General features: G+C 35.1%; 13 protein-coding genes and 1 pseudogene. 12 read left to right on the plus strand and 2 right to left on the minus strand.

Translation table 11 applies throughout. The features are described from left to right. The first annotated feature begins 6 nt into the window (after positions 1-6). The 3 genes from nusA (at position 7) to KQA_RS0201335 (ending at position 5,059) form a co-directional block, all read left to right on the plus strand. Complete coding sequence (nusA, locus tag KQA_RS0201325; RefSeq protein ID WP_010177365.1) at positions 7-1,239, plus strand: transcription termination factor NusA; 1,233 nt, start codon at positions 7-9, stop codon at positions 1,237-1,239. A gap of 56 nt (positions 1,240-1,295) precedes the next feature. Continuing rightward, on the plus strand, positions 1,296-4,151 hold the full coding sequence (gene infB, locus KQA_RS0201330) for a translation initiation factor IF-2 (protein ID WP_010177366.1): 2,856 nt from the start codon (positions 1,296-1,298) through the stop codon (positions 4,149-4,151). 413 nt (positions 4,152-4,564) lie between these two features. After that, on the plus strand, positions 4,565-5,059 hold the full coding sequence (locus tag KQA_RS0201335) for a hypothetical protein (RefSeq protein WP_010177367.1): 495 nt from the start codon (positions 4,565-4,567) through the stop codon (positions 5,057-5,059). 107 nt (positions 5,060-5,166) lie between these two features. Here the strand turns inward: KQA_RS0201335 and KQA_RS0201340 are convergent, their stop codons facing one another. Continuing rightward, positions 5,167-5,568 carry an SPOR domain-containing protein gene (locus KQA_RS0201340; protein ID WP_010177368.1) on the minus strand — a complete coding sequence of 134 codons (402 nt, stop codon included), beginning with the start codon at positions 5,566-5,568 and terminating at the stop codon, positions 5,167-5,169. 220 nt (positions 5,569-5,788) lie between these two features. On the opposite strand from KQA_RS0201340, the gene KQA_RS0201345 reads away from it, so the two are divergent. The 9 genes and pseudogenes from KQA_RS0201345 (at position 5,789) to ruvB (ending at position 18,633) form a co-directional block, all read left to right on the plus strand. Next, positions 5,789-7,081: a c-type cytochrome gene (locus KQA_RS0201345; protein ID WP_010177369.1), complete on the plus strand. Its 1,293-nt coding sequence runs from the start codon at positions 5,789-5,791 to the stop codon at positions 7,079-7,081. Positions 7,082-7,179: 98 nt separating this feature from the next. Then, entirely contained in the window at positions 7,180-10,275 is a 3,096-nt protein-coding gene (locus KQA_RS0201350) for a TAT-variant-translocated molybdopterin oxidoreductase (protein ID WP_010177371.1), read from the plus strand. Positions 10,276-10,308: 33 nt separating this feature from the next. Continuing rightward, positions 10,309-11,688, plus strand: a pseudogene (gene nrfD / locus KQA_RS0201355) (NrfD/PsrC family molybdoenzyme membrane anchor subunit); the annotation flags it as partial. Between the two features lie 88 nt (positions 11,689-11,776). Continuing rightward, positions 11,777-12,304 carry a DUF3341 domain-containing protein gene (locus KQA_RS0201360; RefSeq protein ID WP_010177373.1) on the plus strand — a complete coding sequence of 176 codons (528 nt, stop codon included), beginning with the start codon at positions 11,777-11,779 and terminating at the stop codon, positions 12,302-12,304. A 4-nt stretch (positions 12,305-12,308) separates the two neighbouring features. Next, positions 12,309-13,097 carry a c-type cytochrome gene (locus tag KQA_RS18295; protein WP_010177374.1) on the plus strand — a complete coding sequence of 263 codons (789 nt, stop codon included), beginning with the start codon at positions 12,309-12,311 and terminating at the stop codon, positions 13,095-13,097. Positions 13,098-13,126: 29 nt separating this feature from the next. Further along, positions 13,127-14,512 carry a quinol:cytochrome C oxidoreductase gene (locus KQA_RS0201370; RefSeq protein WP_010177375.1) on the plus strand — a complete coding sequence of 462 codons (1,386 nt, stop codon included), beginning with the start codon at positions 13,127-13,129 and terminating at the stop codon, positions 14,510-14,512. Between the two features lie 33 nt (positions 14,513-14,545). Beyond that, entirely contained in the window at positions 14,546-15,604 is a 1,059-nt protein-coding gene (locus KQA_RS0201375; RefSeq protein WP_010177376.1) for a cytochrome c oxidase subunit II, read from the plus strand. A 109-nt stretch (positions 15,605-15,713) separates the two neighbouring features. Continuing rightward, the gene (locus KQA_RS0201380; RefSeq protein WP_010177377.1) at positions 15,714-17,501 is read left to right on the plus strand and encodes a cytochrome c oxidase subunit I; all 1,788 of its coding nucleotides are present in this window, start codon (positions 15,714-15,716) and stop codon (positions 17,499-17,501) included. Positions 17,502-17,610: 109 nt separating this feature from the next. Continuing rightward, a complete protein-coding gene (gene ruvB / locus KQA_RS0201385; RefSeq protein WP_010177378.1) occupies positions 17,611-18,633 on the plus strand; it encodes a Holliday junction branch migration DNA helicase RuvB in 1,023 nt (340 codons plus the stop codon). 71 nt (positions 18,634-18,704) lie between these two features. On the opposite strand, the gene KQA_RS19410 is transcribed toward ruvB, so the two are convergent. Beyond that, complete coding sequence (locus tag KQA_RS19410) at positions 18,705-21,245, minus strand: DUF7619 domain-containing protein (RefSeq protein ID WP_010177380.1); 2,541 nt, start codon at positions 21,243-21,245, stop codon at positions 18,705-18,707. Positions 21,246-21,464 lie beyond the last annotated feature (219 nt).

Here is a 21,464-nt window from a genome sequence, read left to right on the forward strand (position 1 = left end):
CAGAGTATGGAAAACATTGCGCTAATAGACTCGTTTTCGGAGTTTAAGGACGATAAGTCTATCGACCGAGTTACGTTAATGTCTATTCTAGAGGAAACCTTTAGAAGTGCCTTGAAGAAAAAATATGGTTCAGATGATAATTTTGATATCATTGTAAATCCGGATAAAGGTGATTTGGAAATCTGGCGTAATCGTATTGTTGTCGATGATGGTGAAGTTGAGGATGAAAATCAAGAAATTTCAATTTCTGAAGCGCGTAAAATAGAGCCTGATTTTGAGGTGGGTGAAGATGTTTCTGAAGAGGTGAAATTGATAGATTTAGGGCGTCGTTCAATTTTGGCATTGCGTCAAAATTTGATAGCTAAAATCCATGAGCATGATAATACAAACCTGTATAAGCAATTTAAAGAGCTTGAAGGGGAAATGTATACGGCAGAAGTGCATCATATTCGTCATAGAGCAGTAATATTATTGGATGATGATGGTAATGAAGTGATTCTTCCAAAAGAGAAGCAAATACCATCTGATTTTTTCCGTAAAGGAGAAAACGTAAGAGGGGTGATTGAAAAGGTGGAGCTAAAAGGGAATAAGCCTTCAATTATAATGTCAAGAACAGCTCCTTCGTTTTTAGAAAAATTATTTGAATCAGAAATCCCTGAAGTTTTTGATGGGTTGATTACAATAAAAAATGTAGTACGTGCGCCAGGTGAAAAAGCAAAAGTAGCTGTGGATACTTACGATGATCGTATAGATCCTGTAGGAGCATGTGTTGGAGTGAAAGGATCTCGTATTCACGGTATTGTTCGTGAATTAGGGAACGAAAATATTGATGTCATTAATTATACAAATAATGTTCAGTTATATATTACTAGAGCATTGAGTCCTGCAAAGGTAACTTCGGTTAAAATTAATGAAGAAACTAAGCGAGCAGAGGTAATGTTGAAGCCTGAAGAGGTGTCGCGTGCCATTGGTCGAGGAGGGCATAATATTCGTTTAGCAGGAATGTTAACAGGGTATGAAATAGATGTATTTAGAGAGGGAGTTGAGGAAGATGTAGAATTAACTGAATTCTCAGATGAAATAGATGCATGGATTATTGAAGAGTTTTCAAAAATTGGTTTGGATACTGCTAAGAGTGTATTGGAGCAAGATGTGGCTGATCTTGTAAAAAGAACGGACTTAGAAGAAGAAACCGTAAATGAGGTAATGCGTATTTTGAAATCGGAATTTGACGATTAAATAACAGACTTACCTTATAATAGTATTACATTAGATACAGAATAGAATAGGCATTTATGGCTGGAGTTAACAACATGAGATTAAACAAGGTTTTGCGCGAATTTAATATTTCGTTAGACAGGGCTGTGGACTTTTTAAGTGCAAAAGGTCACGAAATAGACGCGCGACCTACTACCAAGATTTCTGCGGAAATTTATCAGTTATTGACTGATGAATTTCAGGGAGATAAATCTAAAAAGGTGGCCTCAAAGGAAAAAGGGGAAGAAAAGCGCAAAGAAAAGGAAGCGATCCGTATTCAAATTGAAACGGAGCAAGAAGAGAAGCGTAAAAAAGCACAATCCAATGAGGTTGTTAAAGCGAAAGCAAAACTTGATGGACCCAAACAAGTTGGTAAAATTGAGTTAAACAAACCAAACCAAGAAGCTGCTCCAAAAACAAGTTCAAAGCCCGAACCTGTGACAGAAACTGAAAAAGAGGCTCCTGTAAAAAAAGAAGTCCCTGTTAAAAAGGAGGTAGCTACTCCTAAGAAGGAGGTTGAAAAAGCTCCGGAAGAACCACAGGTAGTTTCAAATAGGCCTAAAAAGCAAGGGATAAAAATTACTGGTCAAGCACCAATTGCAAAACCAGTAAAGCCTAAAGTTGCAAAAGTTGACGAAGAAAAAGCGAAGGCGGCACCGGCTGCCAAGCAAGCTGCTGCTTCTCCAGCTGCGACATCTGGTCCTAAGCATGCCGAAGTTGGTGATGCACCATCTGAAAAGGTGAAAACACAATATAAAAAACTTGATGGTCCTAATTTTACAGGTCAAAAAATTGATTTGTCTCAATTTAAAAAGCCTGAAAAGAAGAAGGATGATAAGTCGTCTTCAAACGATGCGAATAAGCGAAAGCGAAAGCGTATAAGTAAAGGGCCTAACCAAGGTCAAGGTGGAGGCCGTGGTGGTAATAACCGAGGTGGTGGTAAATTTCAACCACGTGGAAAACGTGCGCCAATTGTTAAGGCAGAACCAACAGAAGAAGAAGTACAAAAGCAAGTACGTGAAACTCTTGAAAAACTTCAAGGGAAATCAGGTAAAGGTAAAGGAGCTAAATACAGAAGAGATAAACGAGATCAACACCGTCAAAAGACAGAGGAGGATCAAGCAGCTCAAGCAGCAGAAAGTAAAGTAATTAAGGTTACTGAATTTGTTACTGCAAGTGAGGTGGCAACTATGATGGATGTGAGTGTTACTCAAATTATATCGGCATGTATGTCGCTTGGAATGATGGTGACAATGAATCAGCGTTTAGATGCCGAGACATTAACTATTGTTGCAGATGAATTTGGATATACAGTTGATTTTGTAACAGCTGATATAGAGCAAGCAATTGAAGAAGTTGTTGATGCACCAGAGGATTTATTAGAAAGAGCGCCTATTGTTACGGTAATGGGACATGTTGATCATGGTAAAACATCGCTTTTAGATTACATTCGTAAAGAGAATGTAATTGCTGGAGAGAGTGGAGGAATTACACAGCATATTGGAGCCTACGGGGTGCAGTTGGATAGTGGTCAAAAAATTGCCTTTTTAGATACTCCGGGTCACGAAGCCTTTACGGCGATGCGTGCACGTGGGGCTCAGGTGACTGATATTGCTATTATTGTAATTGCAGCGGATGATGATATTATGCCTCAAACAAAAGAAGCAATTAGTCATGCGCAAGCTGCTGGAGTGCCTATCATATTTGCAATTAACAAGGTAGATAAGGAAACGGCTAATCCAGATAATATAAAGACAAAATTAGCGGCAATGAACTTGCTAGTTGAAGAGTGGGGTGGTAAAATCCAATCTCATGATATTTCAGCTAAAACAGGTTTAGGTGTTAAGGAGTTGTTGGAAAAAGTATTGCTAGAGGCTGAATTATTAGAGTTAAAAGCAAATCCAAATAGAATAGCAACTGGAACAGTTGTTGAAGCCTTTTTGGATAAAGGACGTGGATATGTATCTACAGTATTGGTACAGTCGGGTACATTAAAAGTTGGTGATTACTTGTTAGCTGGTAAAAACAGTGGTAAGGTAAAAGCAATGCAGGATGAGCGCGGTAATCGTGTTTTGGAAGCTGGACCTTCAACGCCAGTATCTGTTCTTGGATTAGATGGAGCGCCTCAAGCGGGTGATAAGTTTAATGTGATGGATGATGAGCGTGAGGCTAAGGATATTGCTTCAAAAAGAGCGCAGTTACACCGTGAGCAATCTGTACGTACACAGCGTCATATTACACTTGATGAAATTGGTCGTCGAATTGCACTTGGAGACTTTAAGGAGTTAAATATTATTCTTAAAGGTGATGTGGATGGTTCAGTTGAGGCATTAACAGATTCATTCCAGAAGTTATCTACCGACGAAATTCATGTGAATATTATTCATAAAGCGGTAGGAGCAATTACAGAAAGTGATGTATTATTAGCTTCGGCATCTGATGCAATTATTATTGGATTTAATGTACGACCAGCAGGTAATGCACGTATGGTTGCTGACAAGGAAGAAATTGATATCAGAATGTATTCAATCATTTATGATGCGATAAATGACTTGAAAGATGCTATGGAGGGAATGCTTTCGCCAGAAATGAAAGAAGAAATTACTGGTACAGCAGAAATTCGTCAAACATTCAAGATTTCAAAAGTTGGTACAATTGCAGGTTGTATGGTGCTTACTGGTAAAATCTTTAGAAATAATCAGATACGCTTAATTCGTGAAAGTGTAGTGATCTACACTGGTGAATTAGCAGCCTTGAAACGTTTTAAAGATGATGTTAAGGAAGTGGCTAAAGGATACGATTGTGGTATGCAAGTCAAGAATTATAATGATATTAAAGAAGGTGATATTATTGAAGCTTTCCAAGAAGTGGCTGTGAAAAAGAAGTTGAAATAACAATTTTACAGTAAAATAAGTATAAACCGAAATCACATTAATGTGGTTTCGGTTTTTTTTTTTTTTTTGCAAGTCAAAGACAGGGCAGTACGATAGTGATGAGTCAGTTGATGCTTGAAGGTAGAGGGAAATAGCTTTAGTTATTGTTTCATTTTTTAACGCATGAATTGTAAAAAAGAAACAAGATATATGTGAAATATTTATTCGCAAATCCTATAATTTATTGTTCAAGGGCTAGGGTGTAGTATATATGTGGTGTTCTTATTTGTATCTTAATATTAGCCAATATTTTGACGCAACCTTTCTTCTGATTATTCATCTTATTGAGGTGAAGTCTAATTTAGGTATTCTGGTATTGAATAATGAAGAATTTTAAATGAAAACACAACATCAATATAAACTAAATATAAAAAATGAAAAAAATCAATCTATTACCCTTGGTATTACTAGCCTTGTTGCTTTCAAATTGCTCTAATGATGATGATAATTCCAATTCAAAAGAAATGGATTTTAGTGGGGATTGGATAGGAACAAAGTTTCTGGTTAATGAAGCTTATGATTTTAATAATGATGGAATTCCAAGTAGGGATTATAAGATAGAGTTGCCGTGTTTAATTCAAAATATAACTCTTAATCCAGATGGAACAGGTTTGTTTAAAGCTAATATTCATGGACAGGCAGAAGGGCAGACAACTCCTTTTCCTTTAACTTGTGTTGAGTACGAAGAGAATCCCATGACTTGGTCTTTAAATGAGGAAGAAACAAAAATACTGCTTAGGTTTTCTGAAACAGTTGTTGAGGAATTTCCAATTGTTAGTGAAGTTGTAATAGAGCGGTTTTCTGAATCGTTATTAGATGATACGATCGGTATTCCTGGAAAAGTAGTTTATGAAAAACAAACTAAATGATAGAGGAGAAAACAGCTGAGTTTTTAAGTTGAATGCAAAAAAAAATACCATAATTAGATATTCTAATTGTGGTATTTTGGTTTCTATACTTGTGATTTTATAGGGATTTATTTCTCGGGTTTAAAAATAAAAGCATGGGGGAAATTTTTGCTTATTTTCATTAGGGCTCTATCTGCTTCTAATCTTGTTTGGAAATTGCCTACCCAGACTTTGTAGTTGGGAGTTTCGTATTCTATTTTTCCAGGCCAATCGGTAAATTTTGTGTTGAAATTGCTTAAAACAGCGTGTGCTTTATTCAGGTTCCCGTAGTACAATTGTATTTTGTAATTGTCTTTATTGTTTTCAGAAAATTTAGTTTTGACTAATTTTTCAATATTTGGATCAACATTTATGTTAATTGTGGCGGGGCTATTGGTTTCAGAATTAGCGTTGTCAGAGCTATTTTGAGCTTGACTTGCTATGCTTAATAGTAAAAAAAGGAATGAAAAAAAATTAAATCTGTCTTTCATTGGGTTGTAATTTATGATGTATACAAATGTAAAAGAAAAGCTTATACTCTTATAGGAAATCTTTATTTAGAATTTTTATAAATTAGGTTTTAAGCTTTGGCTAACATTTTGCGAACCGACTTTATGTAGTACTTTTGCTCTGCAAATTTATGCATGCTTTTTTGTGATTAATAACTACAGAATTCATGCCAAAAATTAGATGATAACTCTATAATTTAATATGAGACAGGTAAAACACCGAAATTCGGTTTCTAAACTACTTCTTTTAGGTCTTGCGTTTCTACTTACGTTTTCGACAACAACAACTGCTTTCGCTCAAGCCGATGCGGGAAAAGGTAAAGAGTTGTTTAATTCATTATGTGCAGCTTGCCACAAACGTTACAAAAAAGCAACAGGTCCAGCGCTATTTGGTGTTACGGAGCGTCATAGTACGGAGTGGCTTTATAAATGGATAAAAAATAGTACTGCTTTGATTGCTTCGGGAGACGCTGAAGCTATTGAGATTTATGAGCAATACAATAAGACGCCAATGAATTCATTTCCGCAATTATCAAATGCGGATATTGATAATATATTAGCTTATGTAATGGAGCCAAAAGCAGCTCCTGCTCCAGGTGCAGTTCCTGTGGGTGGAGCTCAGAAAGCAACAGATGACTCGGGTTCAGGTTCTGTGAATTCTTGGGTTTTAGGTTTGTTGGCTGTTGTGTTGCTTGTTTTGGTAGGGGTGTTGTTTATGGTGAACAAAACATTGCGTCAATTTGCGAAAGCTAACAATATTGACTTGCCAGTTAAAGAAGAAAGAAAGCCAATTTGGAAAGCTTTTATTGAGAATCAATTTCTATTATTGGTTTCTGCGGTATTTTTACTTTTGCTAAGTGGCTATTTTGTGTATGGGTATTTGATGCAGGTTGGCGTTGATCAAGGGTATGAGCCGGTGCAGCCAATTCATTATTCGCATAGGATTCACGCGGGTGATAATAAGATAGATTGTAAGTACTGTCACTCGTCTGCTAGAGTATCTAAGCACTCAGGTATACCTTCGTTAAATGTATGTATGAACTGTCATAAGTCAATTGGCGAGGTTGCTGAGGCGACACAAGCAGAAGGATTGGCTGAGTATGGAGTGGATTATAACAAACAGATTCAGAAGTTGTATAAAGCTGTGGGTTGGGATGCGGATAAGCAAGCTTACACAGGTAAAACAGAACCTGTAAAGTGGGTGCGTATCCATAACTTGCCAGATTTTGCATATTTTAATCACTCGCAGCACGTAATGGTAGCTGGAGTTGCATGTCAAAAATGTCATGGTCCTGTGGAGGAAATGGAGATTATGTATCAGCATGCGCCATTAACTATGGGTTGGTGTATAAACTGTCATAGAGAGACTAATGTAAAGGTGGAAGGAAATGCTTATTATGAAAAAATTCATGAGGAGCTTTCGAAAAAGTATGGTGTGGATAAGCTTACGGCTGCTCAAATGGGTGGTTTAGAGTGTGGAAAGTGTCACTATTAAGAAGGTTTTTATTCTTGCCGAGAAGTCGGTCTACTCTTGAGATTGTATTGAGAGTTGGAAACTTTAAAAATAATTTAAGAAGCAAATAAGTTATATATATGTCATCAAACAAGAAATACTGGAAAAGTGTTGAGGAGCTAAGTGATAGCTCTATGGTTGAGGCGCTCAAGCAAAATGAGTTTTCTGAGGATATTCCTGTAGAGGAGTTTTTGGGAGATAAAGAAATGCTTGATGAATCTTCTACATCACGTAGAGATTTTTTGAAGTATGTTGGGTTTAGTACTGCTGCTGCTACATTAGCGGCATGTGAAGGCCCAGTTGTAAAAGCTATTCCTTATGTAGTGCAACCGGAGCAAATTGTTCCTGGGGTTGCTAACTATTATGCAACTACTATTGCAGATGGATTTGATTTTGCAAATGTACTTGTGAAAACTCGAGAAGGTAGGCCAATTAAAATTGAAAGCAATCGTTTAGCGGGTGCAAATGGAGCGGCTAATGCACGTGTGCATGCTTCGGTATTGTCAATGTATGATAATACGCGTTTAAAAACTCCTCAAATTGGTGGTAAATCTACTGATTGGGCTAAGTTTGATAAACAATTAGCATCAAAGTTGAGTGGGGTTTCTGGTAAAATTGTGTTATTGACACAGACTTTTGCTAGTCCTTCAACGGATAAATTAATTGGTGAATTTGCTTCTAAATATCCAAATGTTTCTCATGTAATTTATGATTCAGTTTCTAATTCTGAAGCCTTAGCTGCTTATGAGCAGGTGTATGGTGTTCGTGGATTAGCTGATTATGACTTTGAAAAAGCGTCAACTATAGTAAGTGTTGGTGCTGATTTTGTGGGTGATTGGCAAGGTGGAGGATATGATGCTGGATATGCAAAAGGACGTGTTCCTCAGCATGGAAAAATGTCACGTCACGTACAGTTTGAAGCTAATATGACATTGTCTGGAGCAAATGCTGATAAGCGTATTCCGACTACGCCATCACAACAGAAGCAAGTATTGGCTGCGTTGTATGGGTATGTAATGGGGTATGCTGTAAATGCAAGCTTACCAGCTCCAATAAATGAAGCGGCTAAAAAAGCGGCACAACAATTAAAAGCTGCTGGTAGTAAAGCAGTGGTTGTTACGGGTATTCAAGATAAAGATGCACAAGTAATTGCTTTAGCAATTAATAATAAATTAGGGAGTAAAGTATTTAATGCTGAGCGACCTAAATTAACCAGTCAAGGTGATGCTGCTAAGGTAAACGCTTTGGTTGCGGATATGAATGCTGGTAAAATTGGAGCATTATTAATAGCAGGAGTGAATCCTGTGTATTCATTACCAAATTCAAAGGAGTTTGTTAGTGGATTAAAAAAGGTAGGGGTGACAGTTTCTTTTGCTTCAAGTAATGATGAAACTGCCGCTTTATGTGAATTTGTTGCAACAACTCCACATTATTTAGAATCATGGGGTGATGTTGAAATCAATAAGGGGGTGTATAGTTTGGTGCAACCTACTATTAGACCTTTATTTAAAACACGCCAATTTCAGGATACATTATTGCAATTAATTGGTTCTGGTTTGACGTATGACGCGTACATGAAAAATGTATGGAAGTCTTCTATTTTAGGTGGAGCTTCGTTTAATAAAGCCTTGCATGATGGTGTGTTTAAAACAGCTGTTGTGTCTAGTGTTGCCGCTGAAGGTGATGTTGAAGAAGGTGCAGAGGCAGCTGCTTTTACAAGTTCGTTTGCTACATCTGTTAGAAGTTTAACTTCAGCGAAAGCGAAAGGTTTAGAGCTTACATTATATACAAAAACAGCTATGGGTAGTGGTAATCAAGCTGTTAACCCTTGGTTGCAAGAATTGCCAGATCCATTAACAAGAGCTTCTTGGGATAACTACTTAACAGTTTCTAAGGCTGATGCAGCAAGCTTAGGTTTGGAAAACAAAAATGTAGCTAACGGAGCATTAAATGGTAGTTATGCTACAGTAACTGTTGGTGGTGCTACCTTAGAAAATGTACCAGTGATCATTCAGCCAGGTCAAGCTAAAGGATCTGTAGGTTTGGCCTTGGGGTACGGAAGAAAGCAAGGATTAAAAGAAGAGATGCAAGTTGGGGTGAATGCTTTTTCATTGTATCAAAACTTTAATAATGTACAATCGGTTAAGGTTGATAAAGCTGGAGGAGAGCATGAATTTGCTTGTGTACAGTTGCAAAAAACATTAATGGGTCGTGGTGATATTATAAAAGAAACGACTTTAGAGATATTTAATACTAAAGATAAGCCAGTTTATAATCCGACTCCAATGGTTTCATTGGATCATGAGGAAACACCAGTAACTTCTCCAGATGTGGATTTATGGGATGAGTTTGATCGAACAATTGGTCATCACTTTAATTTATCTATAGATTTAAATGCATGTACAGGTTGTGGGGCGTGTGTAGTAGCATGTCATGCAGAAAATAATGTGCCTGTTGTTGGTAAGTCTGAGGTACGTAGGTCTCGTGATATGCACTGGTTGCGTATTGATAGGTATTATTCTTCGGAAGAAACATTTGAAGGGGATAACGAAACTAAAGATGGATTTGATGGTTTAGGTGATAGTTTATCTGGATTTGGAGAGCTTGAAGTAGCTTCAGAGAATCCTCAGGTAGCTTTTCAGCCTGTAATGTGTCAGCATTGTAATCATGCACCATGTGAAACAGTTTGTCCAGTAGCGGCAACTTCTCATGGTAAGCAAGGTCAAAATCATATGGCATATAACCGTTGTGTAGGTACACGTTATTGTGCAAACAACTGTCCTTATAAAGTGCGTCGTTTTAACTGGTTCTTGTATAACCAAAATGACGAGTTTGATTTCCATATGAATAATGATTTAGGTCGTATGGTGGTTAATCCAGATGTAACAGTGCGTTCTCGTGGGGTAATGGAAAAATGTTCAATGTGTATGCAAATGACGCAGAAGACTATTTTAGATGCTAAGCGTGATGGACGTGTCATTAAGGATGGTGAATTCCAGACTGCATGTTCAAATGCATGTGTTAGTGGCGCTATTACATTCGGAGATATTAATGATAAGTCAAGTAAAGTGGCAAAATCATTAGAAGGAGATCGTATGTATCACTTGTTAGAGCATGTTGGAACAAAACCAAATGTGCAGTATCAAGTAAAAGTACGTAACACAAAAGAAGCTTAATTAATTAACAAAGAAACTAATAGATAGTATATTATGTCTCATTACGAAGCACCTATACGAAGACCTCTTGTAACAGGCGATAAAAGTTACCACGATGTAACTTTGGACGTTGTCGCGCCTGTGGAAGGAAAAGCAAATAAACAATGGTGGATTGTGTTTTCAATTGCCTTTGTAGCTTTTGCATGGGGATTGGGTTGTATGACCTATACCATTTCAACTGGAATTGGTACTTGGGGATTAAATAAAACAGTAGGATGGGCCTGGGATATTACCAACTTTGTATGGTGGGTAGGTATCGGACACGCAGGAACATTAATTTCAGCAGTATTATTATTATTCCGTCAAAAATGGCGTATGGCAATTAACCGTTCTGCGGAGGCTATGACCATATTTTCGGTAATGCAAGCAGGTTTATTTCCAATTATACACATGGGGCGTCCATGGTTAGCATATTGGGTATTACCGATACCTAACCAATTTGGTTCGTTATGGGTAAACTTTAACTCGCCATTACTTTGGGATGTATTTGCAATTTCAACTTACCTTTCGGTTTCATTAGTATTTTGGTGGACTGGTTTGTTACCTGATTTTGCAATGATACGTGATAGAGCGGTAACACCATTTACAAAACAGATTTATAGCGTACTTTCTTTTGGTTGGTCTGGTCGTGCTAAAGACTGGCAACGTTTTGAAGAAGTATCATTGGTATTGGCAGGTTTAGCAACTCCATTAGTACTTTCTGTACATACCATTGTATCCTTTGACTTTGCTACATCGGTGATTCCAGGTTGGCATACGACAATTTTCCCTCCTTACTTTGTGGCAGGGGCGATTTTCTCAGGTTTTGCCATGGTAAATACCTTACTTATAATCATGCGTAAGGTGTGTAACTTAGAAAATTATATCACACTTCAACATATCGAGTTAATGAATATCGTTATTATGTTAACGGGATCTATTGTGGGTGTGGCATATATTACTGAGCTTTTTGTAGCATGGTATTCTGGAGTAGAGTATGAGCAGTATGCTTTCTTAAACAGAGCAACTGGACCTTACTGGTGGGCATACTGGTCAATGATGACTTGTAATGTGTTTTCACCTCAATTTATGTGGTTTCCTAAGTTGAGAAGAAGTATTATGTTTTCTTTCTTTATATCAATTGTGGTAAACATAGGAATGTGGTTTGAGCGTTTTGTGATTATTGTAACATCACTACACCGTGATTATTTACCATCATCATGGACTATGTTTTCACCTACATTTGTTGATATCGGAATATTTATTGGTACCATTGGTTTCTTCTTTGTGTTATTCTTGTTGTACTCGCGTACATTCCCTGTAATTGCTCAAGCGGAAGTGAAATCGATACTTAAATCTTCAGGTGAGAAGTATAAGAAATTAAGAGAGGCCGGAAAGCCTACTTATGAAAGAGCTGAAGGAATTGTTGAATTATTAGCGGATAGTCAAGACGACCATCACTAAACTATAAAAGTAACTATAGATGGCTTCAAAAGTTGTTCATGCCTATTACCTTGATGACGAGGTACTGATGGATGCAGTAAAAGCATTAAAAATTAAGCACTACCACATTGAAGAGGTGTTTACACCTTTTCCAGTGCACGGATTAGATAAATTGATGGGCTTGCCACACACACGTTTGGCTATATGCTCTTTTTTATATGGATTAGTTGGTTTAACTGTAGCCGTTACCATGATGAATTACATCATGATTGAAGACTGGCCACAGGATATCGGAGGGAAACCAAGTTTTAGTTATATCGAAAACTTGCCTTCGTTTATTCCAATTATGTTTGAGCTTACGGTATTTTTTGCAGCTCACTTAATGGTAATAACATTTTACATGAGAAGTAAATTGTGGCCATTTAAAAAAGCTGAAAACCCAGATGAGCGTACTACTGATGATCATTTTTTAGTAGAGGTTGATGCAAGTCATACAAATGTCGATGAGTTAACAGCATTTTTGAAGGATACTGGTGCTGTAGAAATTAATTTAAAAGATAAGGAGTAGCTTTATGAGAACATTAATTAATTCACTATTTGCGTTTGCAGCTGTTGCATTGGTTACTTCTTGTAATAGTAAGAAAAAGCCAAACTATCAGTATTTTCCAAATATGTATGAGTCTGTAGGCTATGAAGCTTATAGTTCTCACGAAGTATTTGCCGATAATAATACATCCGAAGCTTTGTTACCTGTCGAAGGTACAGTTAAAAGAGGATGGTTGCCATATGACTATACAAATTCTCCAGCAGGTTATGCGTCTGCTAAAGCAGGATTGAAAAATCCACTGCCTTACACCAAGGAGAATGCAGCTAAAGGAAAAGCATTATATGATATTTACTGTGCTATTTGTCATGGTGGTAAAGGAAACGGAAAAGGAACTTTAGTAAAAAGAGAAAAAATATTGGGGGTACCTAGTTATGATGACCCAGGACGTAATATAACTGCTGGTAGTATATATCATGTAATGTATTATGGTATCAACTCTATGGGGTCATATGCTGCTCAAACAAGCATTGAAGAGCGTTGGCAAATTGCTCAGTATGTGGAGTCTTTAAAAGCTTCATTAGAGGGTAAAAAACCAAGAATAGATAAAGTTTCTGGTAGTAAATCAGATGTTTCAATAGTTGACGCTTTATTAGCTAATACAGAAGGATATTATAGTTCCGATGTAGAGTTTGAAGGTGAATTTGATGAGCATTCAGAGATTAAAGAAGATGTAAAAGATAAAGTTTCTTATAGTAAGAAAGATCTATTGGGAGGTAAATCACATCATTCACACAAAGAAGCTGGTAAAAAATAATTAAGCACGATTAACGATTTTTTTAAGATATGTATACGTTATCAAAAAATTTAAAATTAATTCCTATCATATTGATGGTTGTAGGAGCTATTGGGTTAGCTATAGGTTTTACTACTACACCTAGTACAATAGAGGAAGTAAAAGAGCAATTAGCAAGTCATCATGATGCTCATGGAGCAGCTCATGCACCTGCAGCAGCTCACGGAGCTCATGACAAAGCAGAACATGGGCATGGTCACGACACTCATAAAGCAGCAGATACGCATGGTGCACACGCTGCTAAATCTCATGATGCGCATGATAGCGATAAACATTATGAACATGTATTGCATCAATTACAGAATAAGCCTTGGGCTGCATTATATGTAGCAGCTTTCTTTTTCTTTATGATTGCATTAGGGGTATTAGCATTTTATGCGATTCAATTTGCTGCCCAAGCTGGTTGGTCACCATTGTTATTAAGAGTAATGGAAGGTATTACTGCTTACTTATTACCTGGAGGGATTATACTATTTGTGATTCTAGCATTGTCTGGTTTCCATATGAATCACTTGTTTGTTTGGATGGATCCAGAAGTTGTTGCTCATGATGAGCTAATACAAGGGAAATCGGGATGGTTAAATGTACCTTTCTTTTTAATTAGAGCAGCTATTTACATTGGAGTGTGGAGTTTATATCGTCACTTTGCAGTAAAGTATTCTCGTAATCAAGATGAAAGTCCAGAAGGGAATGTATGGTACAAAAAGAGTTTTAAATTAGCAGCCGTATTTTTGGTATTCTTTATTTATTCAGAATCAATGATGTCATGGGATTGGATTATGAGTTTTGATCCTCACTGGTTTAGTACATTGTTTGGATGGTATGTGTTTGCAAGTTTATTTGTAAGTGGAATTACTGTAATTGCATTAGTTACTATTTATTTGAAATCTAAAGGATATTTAGAGCAGGTAAATGATAGTCATATTCACGATTTAGCTAAATTCATGTTTGGTATTAGTGTATTTTGGACGTATTTATGGTTTTCTCAATTTATGTTAATATGGTACTCAAACATACCTGAAGAGGTAACGTATTTTATAACACGTATAAATGACTTTAAATTACCATTCTTTGGTATGTTAATAATGAATTTCTTATTCCCAATATTATTATTAATCAATTCAGATTACAAAAGAATCAATTGGTTAGTAGTTATGGGAGGAATTGTAATATTATTAGGTCACTATATTGATGTGTTTAATATGGTAATGCCTGCTACAGTTGGTAAATCATGGTTTATTGGAATTTCTGAAATAAGTGCAGTATTATTATTTTTAGGAATTTTCATTTACGTTGTGTTTAATGCACTAACAAAAGCACCATTAGTACCTAAAGGGAATCCATTACTTGAAGAGAGTAAACATTTCCATTATTAATAGAATTTAGACATTAAATTAAGATAGATTACAATGACGATTTTTTTAATCTTACTAGTAGTAGCCCTTTTGGGTATCACTTTTTGGCAACTTTCTAAAATATTAGAATTGTCTCAAGGATCAGCCGATAATTCACAAGTGGCTAATGATAAAGACAATTCCATGCAAGGAAAGCTCATGCTTGCATTTGTAGGTTTTTTATATTTTTTGACAGTTTGGTGTTTTGTAAAGTACGATAGTTATTTTTTACCTGAAGCTGCCTCTGAGCACGGAACAGATTATGATAGATTAATGATGATCTCGGTAGTGTTGATCATGTTTGTTCAAATCATTACACAAGGTTTATTACACTTTTTTGCTTATAAATACCGTGGAAAAAAAGAAAATAAAGCTACCTTTTTTGCAGATAGTAATTTACTTGAGATTATTTGGACAGCTATTCCAATTGTTACATTAGCAGCATTAATTATCTACGGATTGTATACATGGGTAGATATTATGAGTATTGATGATGATGAAGATGCTTTAGTAGTTGAATTATATGCTTATCAGTTTGACTGGAGAGCACGTTATGCTGGAGCGGATAATGAATTGGGAAAAGCAAATGTCCGTTTTATTGAGGGCGTAAATATTTTAGGTGTAGATGCTTCTGATAACTATGCTCAAGATGATATTATTGTTAATGAATTGCATTTACCAGTAGGTAAAAAAGTGATTTTTAAGATGAGATCTCAGGATGTATTGCATTCAGCTTACATGCCTTTCTTTAGAGCACAAATGAATGTGGTACCAGGAATGATTACTGAGTTTTCATATACGCCTACAAAAACTACTGAAGAAATGAGAACTTCTGAGTTTATGGTAGAAAAAGTTGAAACAATTAATACAATCAGAAAAGCTAAGAGTAAAGATTTGTTAGCTAAAGGTGAAGAAGCATTAGAGCCTTATGAATTTGATTACTATTTATTGTGTAATAAAATTTGTGGAGCATCGCACTTTAATATGCAAATGAAGATTATCGTTGAATCTGAAGAAGATTATAATAATTGGATAGCAGAACAAAAAACATTCAGACAAGTAGTTTCTAAATAAACATAGGAGCAATTTAACAAGAGAAGTATAATTTTATAATTTGTTCGATATATAGTATCAATAATTTATAAGATATTTATAATAGAAAACATACAAAAGGTTTTAAATTATGTCAGCAGACGGACACGGACATCACAAAGAAACATTCATCACTAAGTATATTTTTAGTGAAGACCATAAAATGATTTCAAAGCAGTATTTAATTACTGGTTTGCTTATGGGTATTATAGGTATTGCAATGTCGATATTATTCAGAATGCAAATTGCATGGCCTGAACAATCTTTTGCAATTTTTGAGGTATTGTTAGGGAAATGGGCTCCTGATGGAGTGATGGATCCTAATGTATATTTAGCTTTAGTAACAATTCATGGTACCATTATGGTATTCTTTGTACTTACAGCAGGATTGAGTGGTACATTTAGTAACCTATTAATTCCATTGCAAATTGGAGCACGTGATATGGCTTCAGGTTTTTTAAACATGGTGTCTTATTGGTTATTCTTTTTGAGTAGCATTATCATGGTCTTTTCTTTATTTGTAGAGGCTGGGCCAGCAGCTGCAGGTTGGACAATATATCCTCCATTAAGTGCTTTACCACAAGCAATGCCAGGATCTGGAATGGGAATGACATTATGGTTAGTGTCTATGGCAATATTTATTGCTTCTTCATTATTAGGATCTTTAAATTATGTAGTAACTGTAATTAATTTACGTACAAAAGGAATGTCAATGACGCGTATGCCTTTAACAATTTGGGCATTCTTTGTTACTGCAATTATCGGTATTGTTTCTTTCCCAGTATTATTATCGGCAGCATTGTTATTAATTATGGATAGAGGTTTTGGTACTTCATTCTATTTAAGTGATATTTTTATTAAAGGTGAAGTGTTACATAATCAAGGGGGGTCACCAGTATTGTTTGAACACTTATTTTGGTTCTTAGGTCACCCTGAAGTATACATTGTATTATTACCAGCTTTAGGTATAACTTCTGAAATTATTGCGACAAATTCTCGTAAACCAATTTTTGGTTACCGTGCCATGGTAGGATCAATCATTGCGATTGCTTTCTTATCTACAATTGTATGGGGTCATCATATGTTTGTATCTGGAATGAATCCATTCCTAGGATCGGTATTTACATTTACAACATTATTAATTGCAATACCATCTGCTGTAAAATCATTTAACTATATTACTACATTATGGAAAGGTAATTTACAGTTTAATCCAGGTATGTTATTTTCAATAGGTTTAGTATCTACATTTATAACAGGAGGTTTAACAGGAATTATTTTAGGAGATAGTACATTAGATATTAACGTGCATGATACTTATTTTGTAGTTGCACACTTCCACTTAGTAATGGGGATATCTGCATTGTATGGTTTATTCGCAGGGGTTTACCATTGGTTCCCAAAAATGTACGGTCGTATGATGAATAAGAACTTAGGATATGTACACTTTTGGGTAACGGCTATAGGTGCTTATGGAGTTTTCTTTCCAATGCATTTTGTAGGAATGGCTGGATTACCTCGTAGATATTATACGTATACTAATTTCCCATACTTTGATGATTTAGCTGATACCAATGTTTTGATTACTGTTTTTGCAATCATAACTGCAGCAGCTCAATTGGTTTTCTTGTATAACTTTATATCATCAATTTTTTATGGTAAAAAAGCAACACAAAACCCATGGAAATCAAATACCTTAGAATGGACTACACCAGTTGAGCATGTACACGGTAACTGGCCCGGTGAACTGCCAACTGTGTATCGTTGGGCATATGATTACAGTAAAACAAATGCTGATGGTGAGTATGTAATAGCAGGTCAGGATTATGCGCCTCAAGTAGTTCCTTTACAGGAAAACGAAGAAGAATTGCATCACTAGGATGTACTTATATATTGAAAGCCCTCTTTTAGAGGGCTTTTTTTGTTTTTGTTAATTCCTTATTTATGAAGTTTACCTATTTTTATAATCTACATTAGATACAGTTATTTTGAATAGTAATTTAGACGCAACGGGAGAGAATTTTACTCCACAAGAACATGATATTGAAAGAGCTTTACGTCCATTAAGCTTTGGTGACTTTGCGGGACAATCTCAAGTACTCGAAAACTTAGAGATATTTGTAAAAGCCGCTAATATGAGAGGGGAGTCTTTGGATCATACGTTGTTTCATGGACCTCCAGGATTAGGAAAAACAACACTTGCTCATATATTGGCAAATGAGCTTGGAGTGGGCATTAAAATTACTTCGGGTCCTGTATTGGATAAACCGGGTGATTTGGCAGGATTGTTAACTAATTTAGAGCCCAGAGATGTGTTATTTATTGATGAGATTCATCGTTTAAGTCCCGTAGTAGAAGAGTATCTTTATTCGGCAATGGAGGATTTTAAGATTGATATCATGATAGAAAGTGGCCCTAATGCTAGAACAGTTCAAATTCATTTAGATGAGTTTACTTTAATTGGTGCTACTACACGTTCCGGGTTGTTAACTTCTCCTATGAGAGCACGTTTTGGAATTCAGTCCAGATTACAGTATTATACTACTGAATTATTGGCAGGAATTGTAGAACGAAGTGCTTCGATATTAAATGTACCTATTGATGAACGAGCTGCATTCGAAATTGCAGGTCGTAGTAGAGGAACACCTAGGATAGCTAATGCATTATTGCGTAGGGTACGTGATTTTGCCCAAATTAAAGGGAATGGATCTATTGATATTGAAATATCTAGATTTGCGCTTAAAGCGCTTAATGTAGATGCTCATGGTTTGGATGAAATGGATAATAAGATTTTAACCACACTTATTGATAAGTTTAAAGGTGGACCTGTTGGAATCACTACACTGGCTACCGCAGTTAGTGAAAGTGCCGAAACTATTGAAGAGGTTTATGAGCCTTTTCTAATTCAGCAAGGTTTTATTATGCGTACACCTCGTGGAAGGGAAGTAACGGAATTAGCCTATACACATTTAGGAAAGACAAGAGGTTCTGTTCAAGGGGGCTTGTTTTAACTAGTATGTTTAAAGCATTAAAAGTAGGGTGTAAAAGTAAGACACCCTATTTTTAATGCTTTAAACTAGTTTTAAAGTTTAATTAGCTGAGTAGTAAATAGACCTTTATTAGTTTGAATTTTTACAAAATAAGTATTAGGAAATAAATAGCTTATGTTCATTGTGCGCATAATTCCCGGGAAAAATCCTACTATATTACCATTAATATCATATAGGGTAATTGTAGTAGGTTTTATATTTGTATCCAATAACTCAAGGTTTATTATGCCTGTTGTGGGATTAGGAGTTAAAGAAAAGTAATCGGAAAATGTAGGGACTTCAATAACTTCTCTTTTCACTGTTACAATTTCATCTTCGGTGATTACAGGAGGATTAAAATCAAAATAAATACCAGCCCCATTAACAATTTGATCACCTTCAACTAAGTTATCTTTTGATTTAATTTTAAATAGCACATAACCATCATTATTAGCATCATCAAAAGGGAGGTTAATATTGTTGAAATGGAAATTTACAACCTTATTATTAGTCACAGTAGTAGTAAATAAATGACTAGAATTTAAAGGGCTAAAAGATTTAATGTCAAGTTTTGTGGTATCAATATCATCCTGAACTCTAATGTTAACCGCTTCAGCTGTTCCTTTGTTTTCAAAACGAATTAAATAATGTAAATACTCACCTACATCATCAGGGTCTAATATGTCCCCTTCAAGACAAGTTTTATCATTAGGATCGTATGAGTTAACAACAGTTTGAGTTAGTTTAGCGATGTTATTTTCTGGAGTTTCTTCATCTAGAGATGCTGTTACTTTAGCTGTATAATTGAGTATATCTCCATTGTTTAAAGCAGGACTATCAGTAGGAGTGTTTAACCTATAAGTAACAATAATATCTTTGGATTGCATAGGAGCAAGGTTTGTGAAACTCCAAGTTAATAAGCCATTAGTATTACTATCTATTGTTGGGCTTGCTGTTGAGTAGGTTAACACGTCATTTTGATATGTCAAAGTTACCTCTCCCGACTGAGTTGTTGTACCAATATTTTTATAAGTTACTTTGTATATGGCACTAAAACCAGGTCTAGCTCTTGTAAGTGGAATAATAGAAATTTCAAGGTCATTAAAAACACCTACAGGTTGAATACAAAAATCAGTAGTAATAGAATCAATTTGTTCAGGAATATTGAAAGAATCATTTATTGGATCAAAAATGATAGTAGGAAAAAAAGTAAAATAAGCCGAATTAGCTATGTTGTTAAACATTAAATAATTATTTCCATCAGGGACGTGAAAAGTGTATTCTCCTTCTCTATCAGGGAAAACAGTATAAAAGCCTGCTGGTCCAGCCAATGAAAAGCTAACACTTTCGGTAAAAGCTTCATCTTGGTTATCACAGCCATCACTTTCATTATCGTAAGTGACACTACCAGAAATTCTATTGTGAGGGGTTTCACAATCGTTTGATAATAACACATCAGTTTGATTAGCTTCTTTTAAGAGCTCATATATAGCGCTTAAATATTGTTGATCAGCACAAATGAATTCTAAGTTTTGTCGATTATTATATAGTCTGATATTAATTTCACCATTTGCTCTAAATTGAAAAGGTTGTCCTGTCATATAAACTTTTTTTAAGTTTCTGTTAGAGTCAAAATGAAAATTCAGAAGTTGGCATTTGCGTACATCAATTGTTTCTAATAAGTTACTATTTAAATGTAAGTACTGAATTTTAGTGTTTTCTGAAAGATTAATAGTATTTATTTTGTTGTTATTAAGATATAAATAAATTAGTTCTTTGTTATTAGTAACATTAATAGTTGATATTTGGTTTTGTCCCGCAGATATAAGTTCTAATAAAGTATTGTTGTTTACGTTTAGTTCTGTTATTTGGTTGATTCCAATATTTAATCGCTCTAACTTTGGATTGTTTGTAATGTTAATGTTAGTCAATTGATTATTTCTAACATATAGTGTTTTTAGTTCTGGATTCTGTGAAACATCTAATTCAGTAATAATATTATTGCTTAAAAATAAACTTTCGAGTTTTGAATTATTTGATACATCTATTTGAGAAAAATTATTACTAAATAACGATAGATTTTTCAATAAGATGTTTTTAGATAAATTTATAACACTCAAATTGGCTTCGTGTGCAGCCAGTTCTTCTAATTTTACATTTTTAGTAATATCAATAGAAGAAATTTGGGTTATAGAAATAATTAATTCTTTTAAATTAATATTTTGGCTAACATCTAAGTTGGTAATAGGGTTTTTACCTATATTAAATTTTTGTAATAGTTTATTGTTCGAAATATCAATTTCTTGAATATTATTACTAAACAGAGAGAGTTCTTCTAACTTAGTAAAGTTCTCTATTCCTTTAACGCTAGTTAAGTTTTTTAGATTTAAATTGATTCTTTTTATATAGCTAGCTTCTTGCGAGTCAATTTGTCCATCATTATTCCTATCTAATGAATACCATGTACCATTATCATTATAGGTGATTTCTAATAGCGCAGCTTTAAAGTTAGGATCAGGGAAATCAATAATTTGTGCATTTCCGGTAGTAAATAAGCATACTGTCATGCTCAAAAATAAAAGTAAATTTTTCATAAGAATTTAGTTATTAAAATAGATTTAAGTTTAAGTGAAGATACCTTTGATTTGTAAATGTTTAGTTATCAATATGTTAAATGTTGTTGTGTTGAGTTACAAAGATTTGTTAATTCAAGGTTTGAATGAATTTAGAGTAGAGAAAAAATGATGGTTATGGTGTTATATAGGAAAGCAAATTAAAGAAAAACAAAAGTTAGATTGTTTTATATCAAAATA

The organism is Aquimarina agarilytica ZC1 (assembly GCF_000255455.1).
In the GTDB taxonomy this organism is placed as follows: domain Bacteria; phylum Bacteroidota; class Bacteroidia; order Flavobacteriales; family Flavobacteriaceae; genus Aquimarina; species Aquimarina agarilytica.

Bases quoted from the DNA above. Each gene is read 5' to 3' on its own strand.
- KQA_RS0201345 (WP_010177369.1), top strand. From the start codon at position 5,789: ATGAGACAGGTAAAACACCGAAATTCGGTTTCTAAACTACTTCTTTTA.
- nusA (WP_010177365.1), top strand. From the start codon at position 7: ATGGAAAACATTGCGCTAATAGACTCGTTTTCGGAGTTTAAGGACGAT.
- KQA_RS0201360 (WP_010177373.1), top strand. From the start codon at position 11,777: ATGGCTTCAAAAGTTGTTCATGCCTATTACCTTGATGACGAGGTACTG.
- KQA_RS0201340 (WP_010177368.1), bottom strand. From the start codon at position 5,568: ATGAAAGACAGATTTAATTTTTTTTCATTCCTTTTTTTACTATTAAGC.
- KQA_RS19410 (WP_010177380.1), bottom strand. From the start codon at position 21,245: ATGAAAAATTTACTTTTATTTTTGAGCATGACAGTATGCTTATTTACT.
- KQA_RS0201370 (WP_010177375.1), top strand. From the start codon at position 13,127: ATGTATACGTTATCAAAAAATTTAAAATTAATTCCTATCATATTGATG.
- KQA_RS0201335 (WP_010177367.1), top strand. From the start codon at position 4,565: ATGAAAAAAATCAATCTATTACCCTTGGTATTACTAGCCTTGTTGCTT.
- KQA_RS18295 (WP_010177374.1), top strand. From the start codon at position 12,309: ATGAGAACATTAATTAATTCACTATTTGCGTTTGCAGCTGTTGCATTG.
- KQA_RS0201380 (WP_010177377.1), top strand. From the start codon at position 15,714: ATGTCAGCAGACGGACACGGACATCACAAAGAAACATTCATCACTAAG.
- KQA_RS0201350 (WP_010177371.1), top strand. From the start codon at position 7,180: ATGTCATCAAACAAGAAATACTGGAAAAGTGTTGAGGAGCTAAGTGAT.
- KQA_RS0201375 (WP_010177376.1), top strand. From the start codon at position 14,546: ATGACGATTTTTTTAATCTTACTAGTAGTAGCCCTTTTGGGTATCACT.
- infB (WP_010177366.1), top strand. From the start codon at position 1,296: ATGGCTGGAGTTAACAACATGAGATTAAACAAGGTTTTGCGCGAATTT.